Origin of the sequence: Lactobacillus taiwanensis DSM 21401 (assembly GCF_001436695.1) — a bacterium.
Classification (GTDB): Bacteria; Bacillota; Bacilli; order Lactobacillales; family Lactobacillaceae; genus Lactobacillus; species Lactobacillus taiwanensis.
Genome location: NZ_AYZG01000034.1, coordinates 130,205 through 147,823, shown reverse-complemented (window position 1 = coordinate 147,823; position 17,619 = coordinate 130,205). Strand labels below are relative to the sequence as shown.

Here is a 17,619-nt window from a genome sequence, read left to right as displayed (position 1 = left end):
TTTTTAATGAATAATTCGACGACAGAGAAGACTTTCTTCGGACAGCCTCGTGGCTTGTCTACTCTGTTCTTCACAGAAATGTGGGAGAGATTTAGTTACTATGGTATGCGTGCTATCTTACTCTTCTACATGTACTATGCGGTAGAACGTGGCGGCCTTGGCATGAATGAGACTACGGCTGCCTCCGTTATGTCTATCTATGGATCATTGGTTTACCTTTCTACGGTAGCTGGTGGTTGGCTAGCAGATAGAATTTGGGGTGCAAGAAGTACTGTCTTCTTTGGTGGTGTCCTAATTATGATTGGACACATTATCCTAGCTTTGCCGATGGCAGAACTTGGCTTGTATATGTCAATTGCCTTTATTGTGGTTGGGACAGGATTGCTTAAACCTAATGTTTCTGACATGGTTGGTGGTCTATACTCATTAGATGATCGTAGACGTGATGCAGGTTTCAGTATCTTTGTTTTTGGTATTAATTTAGGTTCTGCTCTTGCTCCATGGTTAGTTCCTTGGGCAAGTGAAGGTTTTGGTCTTAACTTATTTGGAAATCATTTTAATTTCCATGCTGGTTTCTCTTTAGCAGCAGTTGGGATGTTCTTTGGCTTAGTACAATATGTTTGGGGCGGTAGAAAGTATCTATCTGATGATGGGATACATCCAACTGATCCGATTGATCCAGAAACTCGTAACAAAATCTTGAAGAGAATTGGTTTAGGAGTTTTAGCTTTAGTAGTAGTATTAGGATTAATGGCTGCCTTTGGTCAGCTGAGTGTTGATAATATCATTACTTTAATTACTATTGTTGCTATTGCCTTACCAATTTATTACTTTGTTTTAATGCTTAGAAGTCCAAAGGTTACTAAGGAAGAACGCTCAAAAGTTTGGGCATATATTCCATTATTTATTGCGGCTTCTATTTTCTGGGGAATTGAAGAATCTGGTTCTGTTGTTTTAGCCTTATTTGCTGCTCAAAGAACTGTTCTTCATATTGGAAGTTGGCATTTTACTGCGGCTAACTTCCAAACACTAAACCCAGTATTTATTATGATTTTAACTCCATTCTTTGTTTGGTTATGGGATAACTGGAAGAAACAACCAAGTGCAGCTGGAAAATTTGCAGCTGGTTTAGTATTTGCCGGTTTATCTTATATGTGGATGGCACTGCCGGGTATGCTTTATGGAACCAATGGACGCGTTAGTCCATTCTGGCTAGTGGGTTCATGGTTTATTGTGGAAATTGCTGAAATGCTTATTTCTCCAATTGGATTATCGGTGACGACTCGTTTAGCACCAAAAGCTTTTCGTTCTCAAATGATGAGTCTCTGGTTTTTAGCAGATGCGACAGGACAGGCTATCAATTCACAAATTGTTAGATACTACTCAAGTAAAACGGAAGTAGCTTACTTCTTAGCAGTTGGTGTTGTAAGTGTCTTGTTTGGTATAGTGATGTTCTTCTTTACCAAGAAGATTCACAATTTGATGGCAGATGCTGAATAGCATAAAAATTAAATAGGTAATTAAAAGATTCGATAATTTTCGAATCTTTTTTGCTTTATAGAAGCATAAGATTCTATTATTTTGAATGCGTTTTATTAAAGTTTAGTAGTATATCGTAATACAATATCAATTGAATAAGATATGTTATTAATATGAAAGTGTGATATCTAATGATAGAAAATAATCACAGTGCATGTACATCAATTTTAGTAGGAAAAAATGCTACCACTGATGGCAGTATTATAATTGGTCGTAATGAAGATGATAAGCCAAATTGTGCCAAGCATTTAGCTTTTCATGAGGAAAAAGATATTCCTAATAATCATTTCAAGTCTAATTTGAATAAGTTTGAGATGGATTTACCAACTCATAGGTATGGTTATTCATCAACTCCTAACTGGAGTGATAAAAAGGGTGTTTATGAGGAATCCGGCATTAACCAATTTGGTGTAGCAATGAGTGCTACTGAAACTACGTATGCTAATGATCAAGTTCAAGCATATGATCCATTTAAGAAGACTGGTATTATTGAAGAAGCAATGGTTACGTGTATTTTGCCTTATGTAAAGACTGCGCGTGAAGCTATTGCACGCTTTGGCGAAATTATAAAGGATCATGGTGCTGGCGAATCTGACGGCATTTTATTTGCTGATCCTAATGAAGCTTGGTACTTTGAAATTGGTACTGCTCATACTTGGGTAGCAGAGCGTATTCCAGATGATTGCTATGCTGTTGCAGCTAATGAATTAGCAATTCAAGAAATTGACTTTAATGATTCTGATAACTTTATTACTTCACCAGGTTTACAAAAATTTGTTGAAGAAAATGACCTATGGCCAAATGGTAAACCATTTAATTGGCGTAGAATTTTTGGAACTCATAACTTATTAGATGCAACTTACAACACTGCTCGTGTTTGGACTGGTCAAAGAATTTTAAGTCCTTCGATCAAACAAGATCCAAATAGTTTTGATCTTCCATTTATCCAAAAAGCTGATCATCCAATTTCTATTACTGATGCTCAACGAGTATTAAGGGATCACTATGATGGAACTAAATATGATGTAGCAAATCCGGTAAACAAAGATACTGCTATTTATCGTCCAATTAGTGTTGACTTTACTGAAGAGTCACACTTACTGCAACTTAAGGATAAGGACTGGATTCACTGGTTATCACTTGGCATAACTTGTCAAAATGTATATGTTCCTTTCTACCCACAAGGTAGTATTGTTCCAAGCTTTTATAAGCATGGTAAGGATAAGTATGCTTCAAATTCAGCTTATTGGATTTACAAGGAAGCTCAAGTTTTGGCTGACCGTTCATGGAAAGATTATGGTTTGCAACTATATCAAACTAGAAATGCTACTCAGCAAAAATTGAGTCAAATGCGTCAAGAATATGATGTCAAGATTGACAAGGAAAAGGACGCTAAGAAGAGATTAGCTTTGATTAACGAAGCTAATAAAGAATTAGCACATACCGCAGTTAAAGATTATCAAGAATTAATTGGTAAATTAATTACCAAGGAAATAAAGAAGTCTCCACTACACTTTAGAAGAGATCCAGATTTATAATTTTAGATTGTAAATTTATAAAAAGCGTGTAGAATGAATTCTGAAGAAATAATTGAATGACAGAGAGCATTCATTTTGGAGGAATTTAATATGGATACAATGGTTAAGCACAGACATAGTCTAAGTAAAAATCAGAAGTGGGTTATTGCATCTACTTCTTCAGGTTTTGCTCTTGAGAATATGGATGTGCTTTTTTTATCGTTTGCAATGAGCTCAATGATTGCTGATCTCCATTTATCAGGAGGAGTAGCAGGATTTATTTCTACTATTACTAACTTAGGAATGTTAGTTGGCGGAATTGCCTTTGGAATTTTGGGCGATAAAATTGGTCGTGTTAAGACTTTTAGCCATACAGTAATTATTTTTGCGATTGCAACAGCTTTAATGGCTTTTGCAAACAATATTTATATGATCTATGGACTACGTTTTTTAGCAGGAATTGGAGCTGGCGGTGAATATGGAGTTGGAATTGCCTTGATTGCTGAAAACTTTCATAAAAATCAAATTGGTAAGATGACTTCAGTAGCTGCGATTGGGGGTCAGATCGGTGCAATTATGGCAGCATTAATTGCAGCATGGATTATTCCAACTGCTGGTTGGCACATGCTATTTTTAGTGGGGATTATTCCAGTAATTTTGACTATATTCATTAGAAAACATGTTCATGAAAGTCAACAATTTGTCGAAGCTAAAGAAAAAGAAAAGGGCTCCTTGCTATCAGATGTAGCTAAAATGATGTTTTCTACACCTCGTCTTGCTTGGCAAACCGTTGGGTTGATGATCATGATGACAGTTCAAATTGCAGGCTACTTTGGTTTGATGAATTGGCTTCCAACAATTGTTCAAAAACAACTCGATTTAAATGTTTCAAATTCTAGTCTTTGGATGATTGCTACGATCGTGGGGATGAGTATTGGAATGATGACTTTTGGTTCAATTTTTGATTATTTTGGACCAAGAAGAGCCTTTACGATTTTTTTAATTGGTTCTGCATTAATGGTGTACACTTTGAGTTTAGCTCAAAATATGGCAACGCTTTTAGTAATTGGTGCGATTGTTGGCTTTTTCTCAAATGGAATGTTTGGCGGATATGGTGCTGTGATTAGTAGACTCTATCCAACTGAGATTAGATCTAGTGCTAATAATATTATTGTTAATGTCGGAAGAGCAATTGGTGGCTTTTCATCAGTTGTAATTGGGATTTTAATGGATAAATACAATCTAAGCGTAGTAATGGGCTTTTTATCAGCTTTGTACATTATTAGTTTCATCGTAATGATTACCTTGCCTGGATTAAAAGATTTATCTAAAGAGCTAAATTAGTATAGTTTTTAACGATAGTAAACTAGTGAGAATAAATATTTTTCAATTCATAATTGTCTCTGTATACTAGAGAAAAGTAAGTGTAAGAGAACAAAAATTATTATGAAGAAAAGAAAAATTTATCTCGCTAGTTTTTTTATTGCTGCATTTTTATTCATCTTAGCGGGATGTAGTCAAAAAACGCAAAATATTCCTGCAAAAAAAGTAACTGCATCTTTAACTAATACCAAGACAATTCCAACGTTTTTCTTCCATGGTTGGGGGTCAAGCATAAATGCTGAAAAACACATGGCTAACGCAGCTAAAAAGGCTGGTGTTACGAATACTATTATTCAAGCTGACGTAAGTAAAAATGGAACTGTTAAGCTAAATAATACTATTCCAAAAAATGCCAAGAATCCAATTGTTGAGGTTAATTTTGAGGACAACCAAAGTGGTAAAACATCTTATGTTAAATCTGTTATTACTGCTATTTCAAATAAATATCATTACGCTAAAATTAATCTAGTTGGCCATTCAATGGGAAACTTGCAGATAGCTAATTACATTAATGAAAATTATGACAATAAAAAATGCCTAAGATTAATAAAGTAGTTTCAATTGCAGGTCATTATGATGGCTATCTTGGCGAAGAAGCAGGTCAAAAGGCTAAGATTAAAAATAAAGAAACTGGTGAACCAGATATCTATAGTGATGGCTTTAAGCAGCTATTACCTCTGCGTAAACATTATCCAAAACAAATTGAGGTTTTGAATATTTATGGTAATAAAGAAGATGGATCAAATTCAGATGGGTCAGTTTCTGTGGCGTCTGCACAAAGTTATAAATATCTAATCAACGGGCGTGCAAAGTCATATCATGAAGTTGAAATTAAAGGAAAAAATGCTCAACATAGTAAATTACATGAAAATAAAGAAGTAGATCAGTTATTAATAGATTTTTTATGGAAATAAAATAATAGGCATTGACAATAGTCTCTGTAGATACTAATATATTTAAATATTTAGTATTTACAGAGACTATTTTTGCGAGGTGAAGTATGAAACTAAGTGATACGGAAAAGTTAAACTTCGCTATTATTCGTGGTAGCAAGGCCTATGAAGAATGGGATCGTCGCCAAAATATGCCTACTTATTTGACGATTATTTTATATGAATTATTAATGCGGCAAAAATTGACACAAAAGGATTTAGTTAATTTAAGTGACTTACCAAAACAGTCAATTAATAAGGGAATACATCGCTTATTAGAAAAGGATTATTTAGAGTTAACAGTTGATCCAGATGATAATCGAGTTAAGTATTGTCAATTAACTGATATAGGTAAGAAGTATGCCCAAGAGAAAATGGCATCTTTGTTTGAAATCGAAAATAGAATTGCTCAAAAAATGGGAGCTAAAAAGATGAAGCAATTAGTAGCTCTTAATGAAGAATGGAGTAATACTTTTTGGGAGTGTCTAGGAAAGAAGGGAGAAAAATAGATGGGGATTTTGAAACCACACTTCAAAAATTATCGTAAAGAAATTATTTTAGCTATTGTTACAATTTTAATTTCAGCTTTTGCAACTTTATGGCAACCAAGATTGTTAGAAAATATCCAAAAAGCTATTTTAGCTGATAACAAGAGTACAGTATTAAGAGACGGTATTGGTTTAGTGATTTTGGGATTATTAGCAATTGTAGCTGGAATTTTTAATGTTTATTATGCTGCTAAAATTGCCCAGGGAATAACTTCAGATTTGCGTGAAGAAACTTATGCAAAAATTCAAAGTTTTTCTTTTGGTAATATTGAAAAATTTTCTAGTGGTTCTTTAGTAGTTCGTTTAATCAACGATATGAACCAGGTTATGAATATGATGATGATCCTATTCATGCAGCTCCTTAGAATGCCAATTATTTTAGTTGGATCTTTCGTTTTAAGTATTATTACAATTCCTCATTATTGGTGGGCACCTGTATTGATGTTAGCCCTAATGATGGGTGTAGGTTTTATTGTAATTCAAAATATGAATAAACTTTTTGATAAATTTCAACATTACATGGATAAAATTTCTACTCGTGTAAAGGAAAATCTTCAAGGAGTACGGGTAGTTAAATCTTTTAATCAGGGAGAAAATGAAATTAGGAGATTTAATAAAACCTCTGATTCTTTGAATGAATTAAACATTAAGATTGGTTACTGGATTTCCACTATTATGCCTGCTTTTATGCTAATTGCTTATTTAGTAATTGCATTAGTTGTGTTTTTAGTAGGTCGCAGTGCTAACCTTAATCCAACCGATGTAGCAGTTGTATCACCTTATGTTTCTTACATTTTAACTTTATTATTTGCAATTTTAATTGGCGGCTTTGTGATCATGAATTTTACTCGTGGTATGGTTTCCTTAAGAAGAATTAAGGAAGTTCTTGATACTGAACCAGATGTAAAATTCGATCCTAATGCGCCGACTGCACCAGAAAAGGGAAGCATTGAATTTGATAATGTGTCATTTACTTATCCCGATAGTGATAAGCCAACTTTAGAAAATATCTCATTTAAAGTTAAAGCTGGTGAAATGGTTGGTATCGTTGGAGCAACTGGTTCTGGTAAAAGTACTTTGGCTCAGCTTATACCTAGACTTTATGATCCAAGCAAGGGAACTATTAAAATTGGCGGCAAAGATTTAAAGAAGATTGGTGAAAAATCTCTACGGAACACCGTTTCAATGGTACTTCAAAAGGCAATTCTATTTTCTGGAACAATTGCTTCTAACTTACGTCAAGGGAAAGAAGATGCAACAGATTATGAATTGAAGCGTGCTTCTGAAATTGCACAAGCGCAAGAATTTGTTGGTCAATATCCTGATGAATTTGATCATGAAGTAGAAGAACGCTCAGCAAATTTCTCTGGTGGTCAAAAGCAGCGTTTATCCATTGCACGTGGCGTTATTGGACAACCACCAATTTTAATTTTAGATGATTCAACCTCTGCTTTGGATGCTAAGTCTGAGAAGTTAGTTCAAGAAGCTTTAGAACATGATTTAAAGGATACGACTACTGTGATTATCGCTGAAAAAATTGTGTCCGTTATGAATGCGGACAAGATTTTAGTTTTAGACGATGGAAAATTAGTTGCTGAAGGAACGCACGAAGAATTGCTTAAGACTTCGCCAATTTACCAAGATATATATCGTACACAGAAAGCAAAGGAAAAGAGAGGTGAAATTGATGAGTAATACTAAAAAGGCTCTAAAGTACTTTGCAAAGTATTTAAAAAATTATTGGAAGGGCGTCACTATTGTTATAGTATTATCCCTAATTTCAACTTTAAGTCAGGTTCTTGGACCACTTTTCTTGGGAAATGCTGTCCAAGGATTAACTAAGGCAGTTAACAAGGTATCTAGTCAGAGTCACGATTTAAGTAGTTTTTACCAATCTTTAGGCTCAATGATTAGTGTTTACGCTGCGGGAATTATTGCTTCATTTATTGCATGGATGGTTATGTCAAAATTTACAGCTAATGCAACAAATGATATGCGAGAAAATCTTTTTGCCAAATTCCAAAGAATGTTGATTCGCTATTTTGATACTCATCAAGATGGAAAACTACTTTCTTTATTTAACTCTGATTTAGATAATATTTTTAACGCATTGAATAATGCAATCTTTGAAATTATTTCTCAAGGCGCCTTATTAATTGGAACCATCATTATGATGTTTATCGTAAATCCAACAATGGCTATTTTTACGGTAGCAACAACGCCTTTTATTGTGATTGTTAGTGTATTTATTATGAAAAAAGCTAGAATTTATCTTGATAAACAACAAGATAAAATTAGTGATTTGAATGGATATGTGAATGAACAGATCAATGGAGAAAAGGTTATTATCACTAATGGTTTGCAAAAAAAATCTGTTCAAAATTTTAGAAAATACAACAATGATGTTCGTCGTGCTATGTTTAAAGGGCAATTTTATTCAGGGATGCTTTTCCCATTGCTCCAGGGTATTTCTTTATTAAATCTTGCAATTGTAATCGGTGGAGGAGCATGGTTAATTGTTAGCGGTCAAGTCAGTCAAGCGGTAGGACTAGGTTTAATTGTTGCTTTTGTTGAATACTCTCAAACTTATTTCCAACCATTAACGCAACTTACTTCAATCTATTCTATGACGCAGCTTGCTTTGACAGGGGCTAGAAGATTAGCAACTGTTGAAGAACAGGATGAAGAAAATACTGTGCCAAATGGCAAGGTTTTGAAAGGAATAAAGAAGGGCGTTAAATTAGAAAACGTTCACTTTGGCTATGATAAAGATAAAGAAATTTTACACGGTGTTTCAATTGATGTAGACAAAGGAAAATCAGTCGCTGTTGTTGGACCAACTGGATCAGGAAAAACAACGATTATGAATTTAATTAATCGTTTTTATGATGTAAATAGCGGTAAGGTGACATTTGATGGCATAGATGTACGCGATATTACGCTTGAATCATTAAGAAATAATGTTGGTATTGTGTTACAAGATTCTGTCTTATTTACTGGAACAGTTGAGGACAATATTAAATATGGTAAGCCAACTGCAAGCCGTGATGAAGTTATTGCAGCAGCTAAAGAAGCAAATATTCATGATTTTATTATGACGCTACCTGACGGATATGATACTCAAGTTTCTGAAGAAAATTCTGTCTTTTCAACTGGTCAAAAACAATTAATTTCAATTGCGAGAACTATTTTGACTAATCCAGAATTTTTAATCTTAGATGAGGCTACTTCAAACGTCGATACAGTTACTGAAGCTAAAATTCAAAAGGCAATGGATGCTGTTATTGCAGGTAGAACAAGTTTTGTTATTGCACACCGTTTGAAGACTATCTTAAATTCAGATAAAATAGTAGTATTGAAAGATGGAAATGTCATTGAGGAAGGAAACCATGATGAATTAATTAAAAAGCATGGTTTCTACTATAGCTTATATACTAATCAAATGGCGTTTGAATAAAAATTAGAGGGATTATTTCCCTCTAATTTTAGTTAGGGGGAAAGTTAAAAATTGAAGAAAAAGCTACGATTTTTTTCTTTATTTATAGGCTTATTTAGCGTTTTTCTACTTTCTGCATGTCAGAAAAATACGCGTAATGTTTATCAAGAAGTTAAAAAAAGCAACGAAATTACTTGGGGTGTTAAGGCCGATACCCGATTATTTGGGTTAATGAGTATCAAGACTGGAAAAATTGAAGGTTTTGAAGTTGATTTAGCCAATGCTTTGACAAAAGAAATGCTAGGAAAAAAGGCTAAAGCAAATTTTGTACAAACTACTGCTAAAACTAAAATTCCACTTTTAAAAAATGGAAACATTGATGCTGTTCTAGCTGCAATGACGATTACACCAGAACGTAAAAAACAAGTTGACTTTAGTGAACCATACTTTTATGCTGGTCAATCTTTATTAGTTAAGGATGATTCAAATATTAAAAGCATAAAAGATATGAATGGCAAGACGGCTTTAGCTGTTAAAGGTACAACAGCAGTTGCCAATGTTAAAAAGTTTGCGCCAAAAGCTAAAGTATTAGAATTTGACGATTATGGTCAAGCCTTTACCGCATTAAAGGCAGGACAAGGTCAGGCAATGACTACTGATAATGGTTTATTAGCAGGAATAGCAACTGAAAACAAAGGATACAAGCTTGTTGGTGGTACTTATACAAATGAGCCATACGGAATAGCTGTCAATAAAGGACAAACTCAGATGAGAAATAAGATTAACCAGGCTTTGAATAAATTAAAAAAGAATGGTACTTATGATGCCCTAGTAAAGAAGTGGTTTAGCGGGGTTCCGGGCTTTAATATTAAAGAAGCCGAGGGAGAAAAATAAATTTTTTACTTGCCTTTTTTGAAAAAATATTATTAAATGTAATCAACATTTAAATTAAAAAAGCGATGAAAAGAAAAGTAGATAATTTATTTCTTTTAGTGAGTTAACGGTAGTGAAAAAGTTAGCAGACCCTGGATTATTGAAAGACACTTTTACAATGCTGCTGGCTGAAATCGAGTACGAGAGTAAGTTAAGCCGTAAGCGGCACGTTATCTAGCCGCTGGAGCATGGTTGTGCTCTAGTCAAGTTGGTCTTTAAGTAGACAATTTAGGTGGTACCGCGGAAAGAAGCCTTTCGTCCTGAGTAAATTGGGAGCGAAGGGCTTTTTTCTTTACTTCAAATAAAAATAAGGAGTCGTTAGCTAATACGTTATAAAGTTAAGTTTAATAATTTTAGAGTAAAATGGAAAACGTGAATAAAAAAGAGAGGGGAAAGCACAATGGCTGCAATTATTGAGTTTAAGCATGTAGATAAATATTACGGTAAATTTCATGCGTTAAAGGATATTAATTTGAGTATTGAAGAAGGTCAAGTAGTTTCAATTATCGGACCATCTGGTTCTGGTAAGAGTACTTTGATTCGAACAATGAATGGATTAGAACGAATTAATTCTGGAAAATTAATGGTTACTGGTTATGATTTAGCTGATAAGCATACAAACTTGAATAAAATTCGTAAAAATGTGGGAATGGTGTTTCAGCATTTTAATTTATATGACAACCACACTGTGCTTGAAAATATTACTTTAGCACCTAAGATCGTTTTGCACCGCCCTGAAAAAGAAAATCATGACATTGCTATGAATCTTTTGAAAAAGGTTTGTTTAGAAGACAAGGCCAATATGTATCCAAGACAACTTTCTGGTGGACAAAAGCAACGTGTTGCAATTGCACGTTCACTAGCAATGAGACCGAAGGCTATTTTATTTGATGAACCTACTAGTGCTCTAGACCCTGAAATGATTCAAGACGTTTTGGACGTTATGAAATATGTAGCAGACGAAGGAATTACAATGGTTGTTGTAACGCACGAAATGGGATTTGCACGTGAAGTTGGCGATAGATTAATTTTCTTTGATCAAGGAAGAATTTTAGAAGATGCTAAACCAGAAGAATTCTTTGAACATCCTAAGACTGAACGTGCTCGTCAATTTTTAAGTAAGGTCATTACTGAAAAGCTAGGTGGCTAAAATGAAAAAATCAACTAAGATTTTTATTTTGCCTTTGATATTAGTTTTGTTGATTACTTTGACAGGATGCGCAAAAAAGCAGAAGTCAAGTAATGTTTATGACCAAGTTAAGGAAAGTAAAACTATTACTTGGGGTGTTAAAGCTGATACTCGTTTGTTTGGTTTAATGAGCATTAAAACTGGAAAAATTGAGGGTTTTGAAGTTGACTTAGCAAAAGCCTTAACTAAGCAAATGTTGGGGAAAGATGCCAAAGCCGAATTTGTACAGACTACCCCAAAAACAAGAATTCCATTGCTAAAAAATGGAAATATTGATGCTATTTTAGCAACAATGACGATTACACCTGATCGTAAAAAACAAGTAACTTTTAGTGAGCCATATTTTACAGCTGGCCAATCTTTACTAGTTAAGGATGATTCAACAATTAAGAATATTAAAGACCTTAATGGTAAAACTGCTTTAGCAGTTAAAGGAACTACAGCAGTTGATAACGTTAAAAAGTTTGCACCTAAGGCAAAAGTTTTAGAATATGATGATTATGGACAAGCCTTTACAGCTTTAAAAGCCGGTCAGGGACAAGCAATGACAACTGATAATGGATTGCTTGCAGGTATTGCTAGTGAAAATAAGGGCTATAAATTAGTTGGTGGTACTTATACAAGTGAGCCATATGGAATTGCTGTAGAAAAAGGTCAAACTGATTTTGCTGATCATATCGATAAAGCACTAAATGAGTTAAAGAAAAATGGAACATATCATCGCTTATTAGTTAAATGGTTTAGTGGTATTCCAGGATTTAATATTAAGGAGGTTGAAAATTCGTGATAGGAATTTTAACAAATCATTGGTCTGAATTCTTATCAGGCTTTTGGAACACAATTTTATGTAGTCTAATTGCTCTGTTCTTTAGTTTAATTCTTGGGGTTGGCTTTGCCCTGTTAGAAGTTGCACCGAATAAATTTGGAAGGGCAGTAGCTCATGTCTACATCGAGATTTTCCGTAATATTCCTTTGTTGGTTATTACAATGATTTTCTACCTTGTTGTACCGCAAATTTGGTTTAAGGTATCAGGTTTCGCAGCTGGTACAATTGGATTAACTCTATATACTTCAGCATTTATTGCAGAAACTGTTAGAGCTGGGATTAACTCTGTTGGGGATGGTCAAATGGAAGGAGCTCGCTCAAACGGAATGACTTATACGCAAGCAATGCGATACGTCATTTTGCCCCAAGCTTTAAAGATCGTAATTCCTCCATTAGGAAATCAGTTTATTAACTTAATTAAGAACTCATCTGTGTTAGCCTTTGTTGCGGGTTTTGATTTAATGTATCAAGCTGATGTGATTGCATTTTCATCATTTGAAACTATTAATACATATATAGTTGTTGGATTGTTCTACTTAGTCTTAACCTTGCCATTGAGTTACTACATGCGTCACTTAGAAAAGAAATTAGCCTAGGAAGGAGAAAAAGATGGAAAACTTTATTCATGCATATTCTTGGATTAACATTCGCTTTCTCTTACAAGGTTTGTGGGTGACTATATATGTATCATTAATTTCGATTGCTTTAAGTTTTATACTAGGTTTAGTATTTGGCTTTATTAGATATGTGAAGATCAAGTATCTCTCAGCTATTGTGGGCTTTGTCATTGATATTATTAGAAATTTGCCATTGTTGCTGATAATTTTCTTTACGTATTTTGGATTGCCTGAATTAGGAATTATTACTAATCCAACTGTAGCTTCAATTATTGCCCTAGTTGTGTTTGAAGGAGCAATGCTTGCCGAAATTGTTAGAAGTGGTATTGCAGCCGTTGATCCAGGCCAAATGGAAGGAGCTCGTTCAAATGGGATGACTTATATGCAGGCAATGTATCATGTGATCATTCCCCAGGCTTTAAATAAGATGATTCCATCACTTTTGTCACAATTTGTGTCATTAGTTAAGGATACATCTTTGGCAACAATTATTGTTTTGCCAGAATTATTGTTCCATGCGCAGATTATTTATAGTCAAAATACAACTTATTTAATTCCAATGTATGTAATTATTGCAGTGATGTACTTTATTGTTTGTTTCTCACTTTCAATGGTTGCTAAGCATTTACAAAGTAAGTATTAATTATGAAAGAAGGCACGTGAGTTAAGTTCACGTGCCTTTTGTATCTAAAAAATAGACTAATTTGATGTAAAAAATACTAAATTAGTACATAAGTTTACATGTTCGATCCTTTTTACTTAAAAAATAGAAAAATAGTTTATAATGAAATAAATATTTATAAGGCTAAGCTACTAGAAAGAGTATATAAAATGAAAGATTGGGGATTAACAGCTTTATATATTGTAACAATGCTACTGGGATTTTTTGAATTGTATAGAACATTTAAATTTTATAAATGGGATAAAAAATCTAAAGAAATCGCCACAGCACCATATGTAATATATTTTGGTACTTTTGTCAGTGGTGTATTTATTATTGTGCCTATGATGTTTATGTTAGGAGATACTAACCCTAAAGTTCCTCATATTTTTTACATTATTCTTGGAATTATATTGATTATTGTCTCTATTTTGATGTATCGTCGTGAACATAAAATGGCAAAAAAGCTGGGTAAAGATGATAGCAATCTAACCATATGGCAAATTTATATGATAAGTACAGTAATCTTGTTTACTGGTATTGTAAACTTTTTTAAATAAAGATTGAGAAATTGAAAACAGGCCACATGAATTTAAGTGTTCATGTGGCCTGTTTGACTATCTAATTATTTTTAATAAATTGCTTTAATTCTTCTTGAGAAAAATATGCACCATAATTTTTAGTAAGAAATTTAAGAATAGTTTGATTGTCTGCACTTAAGTCACGATAATCATTAATCATCTTTTTAATAGCATCAATTCGTTCTTCTTCTTTACCGGTTTTGATACCCGCTTTTTCTCCGACATATCGCATGTCATCAAGTTTCATTTGGTAATCCATGAGTTCTTTCCTTCTTTCTGGATTAGTTTTGTATTTCTCAACGTCGCTTTGTAGCTTTTGGATAAAGCTATCATTTGTATTAATTTTACCACGCATTAGATCGAAAAATCCTTGTAGACGTGGCGTGATTTTTCCCTTTGTTCCACTTGCATTAAGTAAAATTAATTTTTGACCAATATTTAGTGGATCATACTTGAATCCCTTGGTGCTCCAAGTCGTATCATACCGATACTGATCAAGCCCAAGAGGATCAGTTGGCAGAATTAAAATTAAGTATGTAGTAGGCAAATTGCGATAATTTTCACCTTGCATAAACAGACTTTGATCCATCATTGAAAAATAATACCGCATTCGCTTTCCTAAAAAGTCTGGCAGAGTCATTTGTAATTCAATATCAAAGACTCGTCCCTTGTCGTCTGTAGCGTAGATATCCGGAATAATTCCATGCATAGCAGGGTGAAATTTCAATCTTTTTTGCGTTTCAAAATTAGCAGTTTGAATATGCAATTCAGGTGCAATTGCCCGCAAAAGATCGCGGCAATTAGTTCCTTGTTCCATAACCCAGCTAAAAATTGGATCAGCAGTGATATCTGCTTCATCAACGCGCTTTTCAAGCTCATTTTTGTTCATAGAACGCTCCTTTAAGTGTATTAGAGAAAGATCTCTAATTTTAATTACGCAAAAAGGAGTTTTATTTTTTTAGAAAAAAGAAGATCAATATGATCTTCTTAAATTAAAATTTGATTGCTAAAGCTTCATAAGGTTTCAGATGCAAAATTGAAGGAAGAGAAACAAAAGTTTCATTGTAATTTTGAATTAAAATTTGCCCAGCTTGATTTAAATAGTCTGCTGGTACCGTAACTTCCGTTTCTTTTTCATAGAAGTTTGCGAACACTAAAAGTTTTTCATCAGAATGATCTAAATAGCGTTCATATGCCATAACTTGTGGGTGTTCCATCAAAATTGGCTTAATGTGGCCTTCGGAAATTATTTTTTCTGATTTTCGAAGTTTAATTAATTTTTGATAGAAGTTAAAAATTTCACCTTCTTTAAGTTCTTTTTCGACATTGATTTTATCTTGGTCTGTTGGCATGAGCCAAGGCTTATGATCACTAAAACCAGCATATTTAGAACTATCCCAATGCATTGGAACTCTTGAGTTGTCCCGTGCTTTAGACTGAACGATTTCAAAAGCTTCTTTTTCAGAAAGTCCTTTTTTGATTAATGTGTTGTAGGCATTCAAGGCTTCAATATCAACATAGTCTTTCATGGAAAGGTAATGGGGGTCCATCATACCGATCTCTTCACCCATATAAATGTAGGGCGTTCCGCGCAACAGATGAAGAGCTAAAGCGAGCATTTCGGCAGATTTGCTGTGGTATTTTCCTGTGTTACCAAAACGGTTTAAAGCCCAAGGTTGGTCATGATTATTCCAAAAGAGAGCTTGCCAGCCACCGCCTTGATCAATCTTGCTGTTCCATGTAAGCATAATATCTTTTAATTTCTTAAAATCAAAAGGCATCTTAGACCATTTTTCACCGTTCTTGTAATCAACCTTTAGATGGTGGAAGGTGAAGACCATGGAGAGTTCGTGATCTTGTGGGCGAGTATAAGCAATTGAATTTTTAATTGTGGTAGAAGACATTTCTCCAACAGTGACCGATTCTGGATCTTGACCAAAGGACTTCGCATTTAATTCTTTTAGATATTGTTGCACTACTGAAGTATCAGTATAGAGTGATTTTTCTTGGATTGGGTCAGTTGAATCAACTAGGACAGTATCTTTTCCTGTCACATTAATTACGTCAAAGCGGAAACCGTGAACACCCTTACCGCGCCAAAAGTTTACTACATCAATTAAAGCAGCACGAACCTCTGGATTGTGCCAGTCAAGATCTGCTTGAGTTGGGTCATAAAGATGAAGGTAGTAATAATCTGTATCGCCAAATTTTGACCAAGCAGGACCGCCAAATTTTGATTGCCAATTGTTAGGCAACTTTCCATCTTTACCTTTTCTGAGATAGAAGAATTTTTGATATTTTTTATCACCAGCAAGAGCCTTTTTGAACCATTCATGTTCAGTGGAACAGTGGTTTAAGACCATATCAAGCATGACATTAACATTTATATCTTTTAATTTGGCTACTAATTCTTCAAAGTCCTCCATAGTTCCAAAGCGAGGATCAATTTTTTTATAATCGGCAATGTCATAGCCGTTATCATTTTGCGGGGAAACAAAAAATGGATTGAACCAAATAAAGTCTACGTTTAGTTTTTTAATGTAGTCAATTTTTTGGATGATTCCACGTAAATCACCGATTCCATCATTATTTGAGTCATAAAAAGATTTTGGATAAATTTGGTAGATTACCTTATTGCCTAAATTATTCATTGGATAGTACCTTTCTAAAGCTTGATCTTTTTTCTACGAGCAAAATCAACAAATTTGAATTTATCAGGTCTGTGATAAGACAAAGTTAATTCGAATTTAGTTGTATCAGCTAAGTAATTACGGCTTGCAACTAAAACTGCAAGATCATTGTCTAGTTGAAGTAAATCTTGAATTCTTTTATCAACTTTGCAGACAGACATTTCTTTTGCTGCGTATGAAATATCTAATTTTTGTTTATTTTCTAAATAGTCATAAATAGAAGTCTCAGCAGCTTCCCTTGGAAGAGAGTTAACTGGAGGGGAGAGTAAGTAGTCGCAATCCAATACGTCTGCTTGTCCATCTATTAAACGTAATCGCTCAAGATGAAAGCCAGTACTGTTTTCTTCTTCAGGAAAATACTTTATAAATTGAACTGGTAATTTATCTTCTTTTTGTAGAAGTAATACTTTAGTCTCAGCTTTTAATCCTAATTGATTATTCAATTCCGCAAAACTAGTAATTCCGGAAATTGGAAAAGTATAGCGATCTAAATTTAATACAATTGAACCTTTTCCTCGAATTTTTTGGATCAGTCCTAGGTCAGTTAAGCTGTTAAGGGCCTTTCGAATTGTCTCACGAGAAGAGCCATATAAATCCATTAATTGATGTTCACTTGGGAGATAGTCGCCTGCCTGATATTGTTGATGTTTAATTTTATCAACTAAATCCTGAGCAATTACCCCAACTTTAGATTGAGCCATAAAAAATCCTCCTTTGTCTTTAATTATATACACTTGATTAGACAAGTAAAGAAAAATATTTTTAAT

The 17,619-nt window shown here is 33.9% G+C and carries 15 protein-coding genes, 1 pseudogene and 1 other annotated feature; of the genes and pseudogenes, 13 read left to right on the top strand and 3 right to left on the bottom strand.

Annotated elements, in window-relative coordinates; translation table 11 throughout:
• The first annotated feature begins 6 nt into the window (after positions 1–6).
• From FD18_RS05615 to FD18_RS05555, 13 genes and pseudogenes are all read left to right on the top strand, one after another.
• Positions 7–1,500, top strand: coding sequence for a peptide MFS transporter (locus tag FD18_RS05615; protein WP_057719008.1), 1,494 nt, complete (start codon positions 7–9; stop codon positions 1,498–1,500).
• Positions 1,501–1,670: 170 nt separating this feature from the next.
• Complete coding sequence (locus FD18_RS05610; protein WP_057719007.1) at positions 1,671–3,077, top strand: C69 family dipeptidase; 1,407 nt, start codon at positions 1,671–1,673, stop codon at positions 3,075–3,077.
• 90 nt (positions 3,078–3,167) lie between these two features.
• Positions 3,168–4,400 carry an MFS transporter gene (locus FD18_RS05605; protein ID WP_057719006.1) on the top strand — a complete coding sequence of 411 codons (1,233 nt, stop codon included), beginning with the start codon at positions 3,168–3,170 and terminating at the stop codon, positions 4,398–4,400.
• 102 nt (positions 4,401–4,502) lie between these two features.
• A pseudogene (locus FD18_RS05600) lies at positions 4,503–5,353 on the top strand (alpha/beta hydrolase).
• Between the two features lie 86 nt (positions 5,354–5,439).
• Entirely contained in the window at positions 5,440–5,880 is a 441-nt protein-coding gene (locus tag FD18_RS05595) for a MarR family winged helix-turn-helix transcriptional regulator (RefSeq protein WP_057719005.1), read from the top strand.
• Positions 5,881–7,614 carry an ABC transporter ATP-binding protein gene (locus FD18_RS05590; protein ID WP_057719004.1) on the top strand — a complete coding sequence of 578 codons (1,734 nt, stop codon included), beginning with the start codon at positions 5,881–5,883 and terminating at the stop codon, positions 7,612–7,614. It begins immediately after the preceding gene.
• A complete protein-coding gene (locus FD18_RS05585; protein ID WP_057719003.1) occupies positions 7,607–9,376 on the top strand; it encodes an ABC transporter ATP-binding protein in 1,770 nt (589 codons plus the stop codon). The genes FD18_RS05590 and FD18_RS05585 overlap by 8 nt, the downstream gene beginning before the upstream one ends.
• A 51-nt stretch (positions 9,377–9,427) precedes the next feature.
• Positions 9,428–10,249, top strand: a complete 822-nt coding sequence (locus FD18_RS05580) for a transporter substrate-binding domain-containing protein (RefSeq protein WP_057719002.1) — start codon at positions 9,428–9,430, stop codon at positions 10,247–10,249.
• A 56-nt stretch (positions 10,250–10,305) separates the two neighbouring features.
• Positions 10,306–10,554 (top strand) — a binding site (T-box leader).
• Positions 10,555–10,688: 134 nt separating this feature from the next.
• Positions 10,689–11,438 (top strand): amino acid ABC transporter ATP-binding protein, encoded by a 750-nt coding sequence (locus FD18_RS05575; protein WP_057719001.1) that lies wholly within the window; start codon positions 10,689–10,691, stop codon positions 11,436–11,438.
• A 1-nt stretch (position 11,439) separates the two neighbouring features.
• Entirely contained in the window at positions 11,440–12,264 is an 825-nt protein-coding gene (locus FD18_RS05570) for a transporter substrate-binding domain-containing protein (protein ID WP_057719000.1), read from the top strand.
• A complete protein-coding gene (locus tag FD18_RS05565; RefSeq protein ID WP_057718999.1) occupies positions 12,261–12,899 on the top strand; it encodes an amino acid ABC transporter permease in 639 nt (212 codons plus the stop codon). The genes FD18_RS05570 and FD18_RS05565 overlap by 4 nt, the downstream gene beginning before the upstream one ends.
• Positions 12,900–12,912: 13 nt before the next feature.
• Entirely contained in the window at positions 12,913–13,563 is a 651-nt protein-coding gene (locus tag FD18_RS05560; protein WP_057718998.1) for an amino acid ABC transporter permease, read from the top strand.
• Positions 13,564–13,751: 188 nt separating this feature from the next.
• Positions 13,752–14,141: a hypothetical protein gene (locus FD18_RS05555; RefSeq protein WP_057719024.1), complete on the top strand. Its 390-nt coding sequence runs from the start codon at positions 13,752–13,754 to the stop codon at positions 14,139–14,141.
• Between the two features lie 61 nt (positions 14,142–14,202).
• Here the strand turns inward: FD18_RS05555 and FD18_RS05550 are convergent, their stop codons facing one another.
• The 3 genes from FD18_RS05550 to treR form a co-directional block, all read right to left on the bottom strand.
• Positions 14,203–15,051: an Rpn family recombination-promoting nuclease/putative transposase gene (locus tag FD18_RS05550; RefSeq protein WP_057718997.1), complete on the bottom strand. Its 849-nt coding sequence runs from the start codon at positions 15,049–15,051 to the stop codon at positions 14,203–14,205.
• A gap of 103 nt (positions 15,052–15,154) precedes the next feature.
• Positions 15,155–16,813 (bottom strand): alpha,alpha-phosphotrehalase, encoded by a 1,659-nt coding sequence (gene treC, locus FD18_RS05545; RefSeq protein ID WP_057718996.1) that lies wholly within the window; start codon positions 16,811–16,813, stop codon positions 15,155–15,157.
• Positions 16,814–16,827: 14 nt separating this feature from the next.
• Entirely contained in the window at positions 16,828–17,553 is a 726-nt protein-coding gene (treR, locus tag FD18_RS05540) for a trehalose operon repressor (RefSeq protein ID WP_057718995.1), read from the bottom strand.
• Positions 17,554–17,619 lie beyond the last annotated feature (66 nt).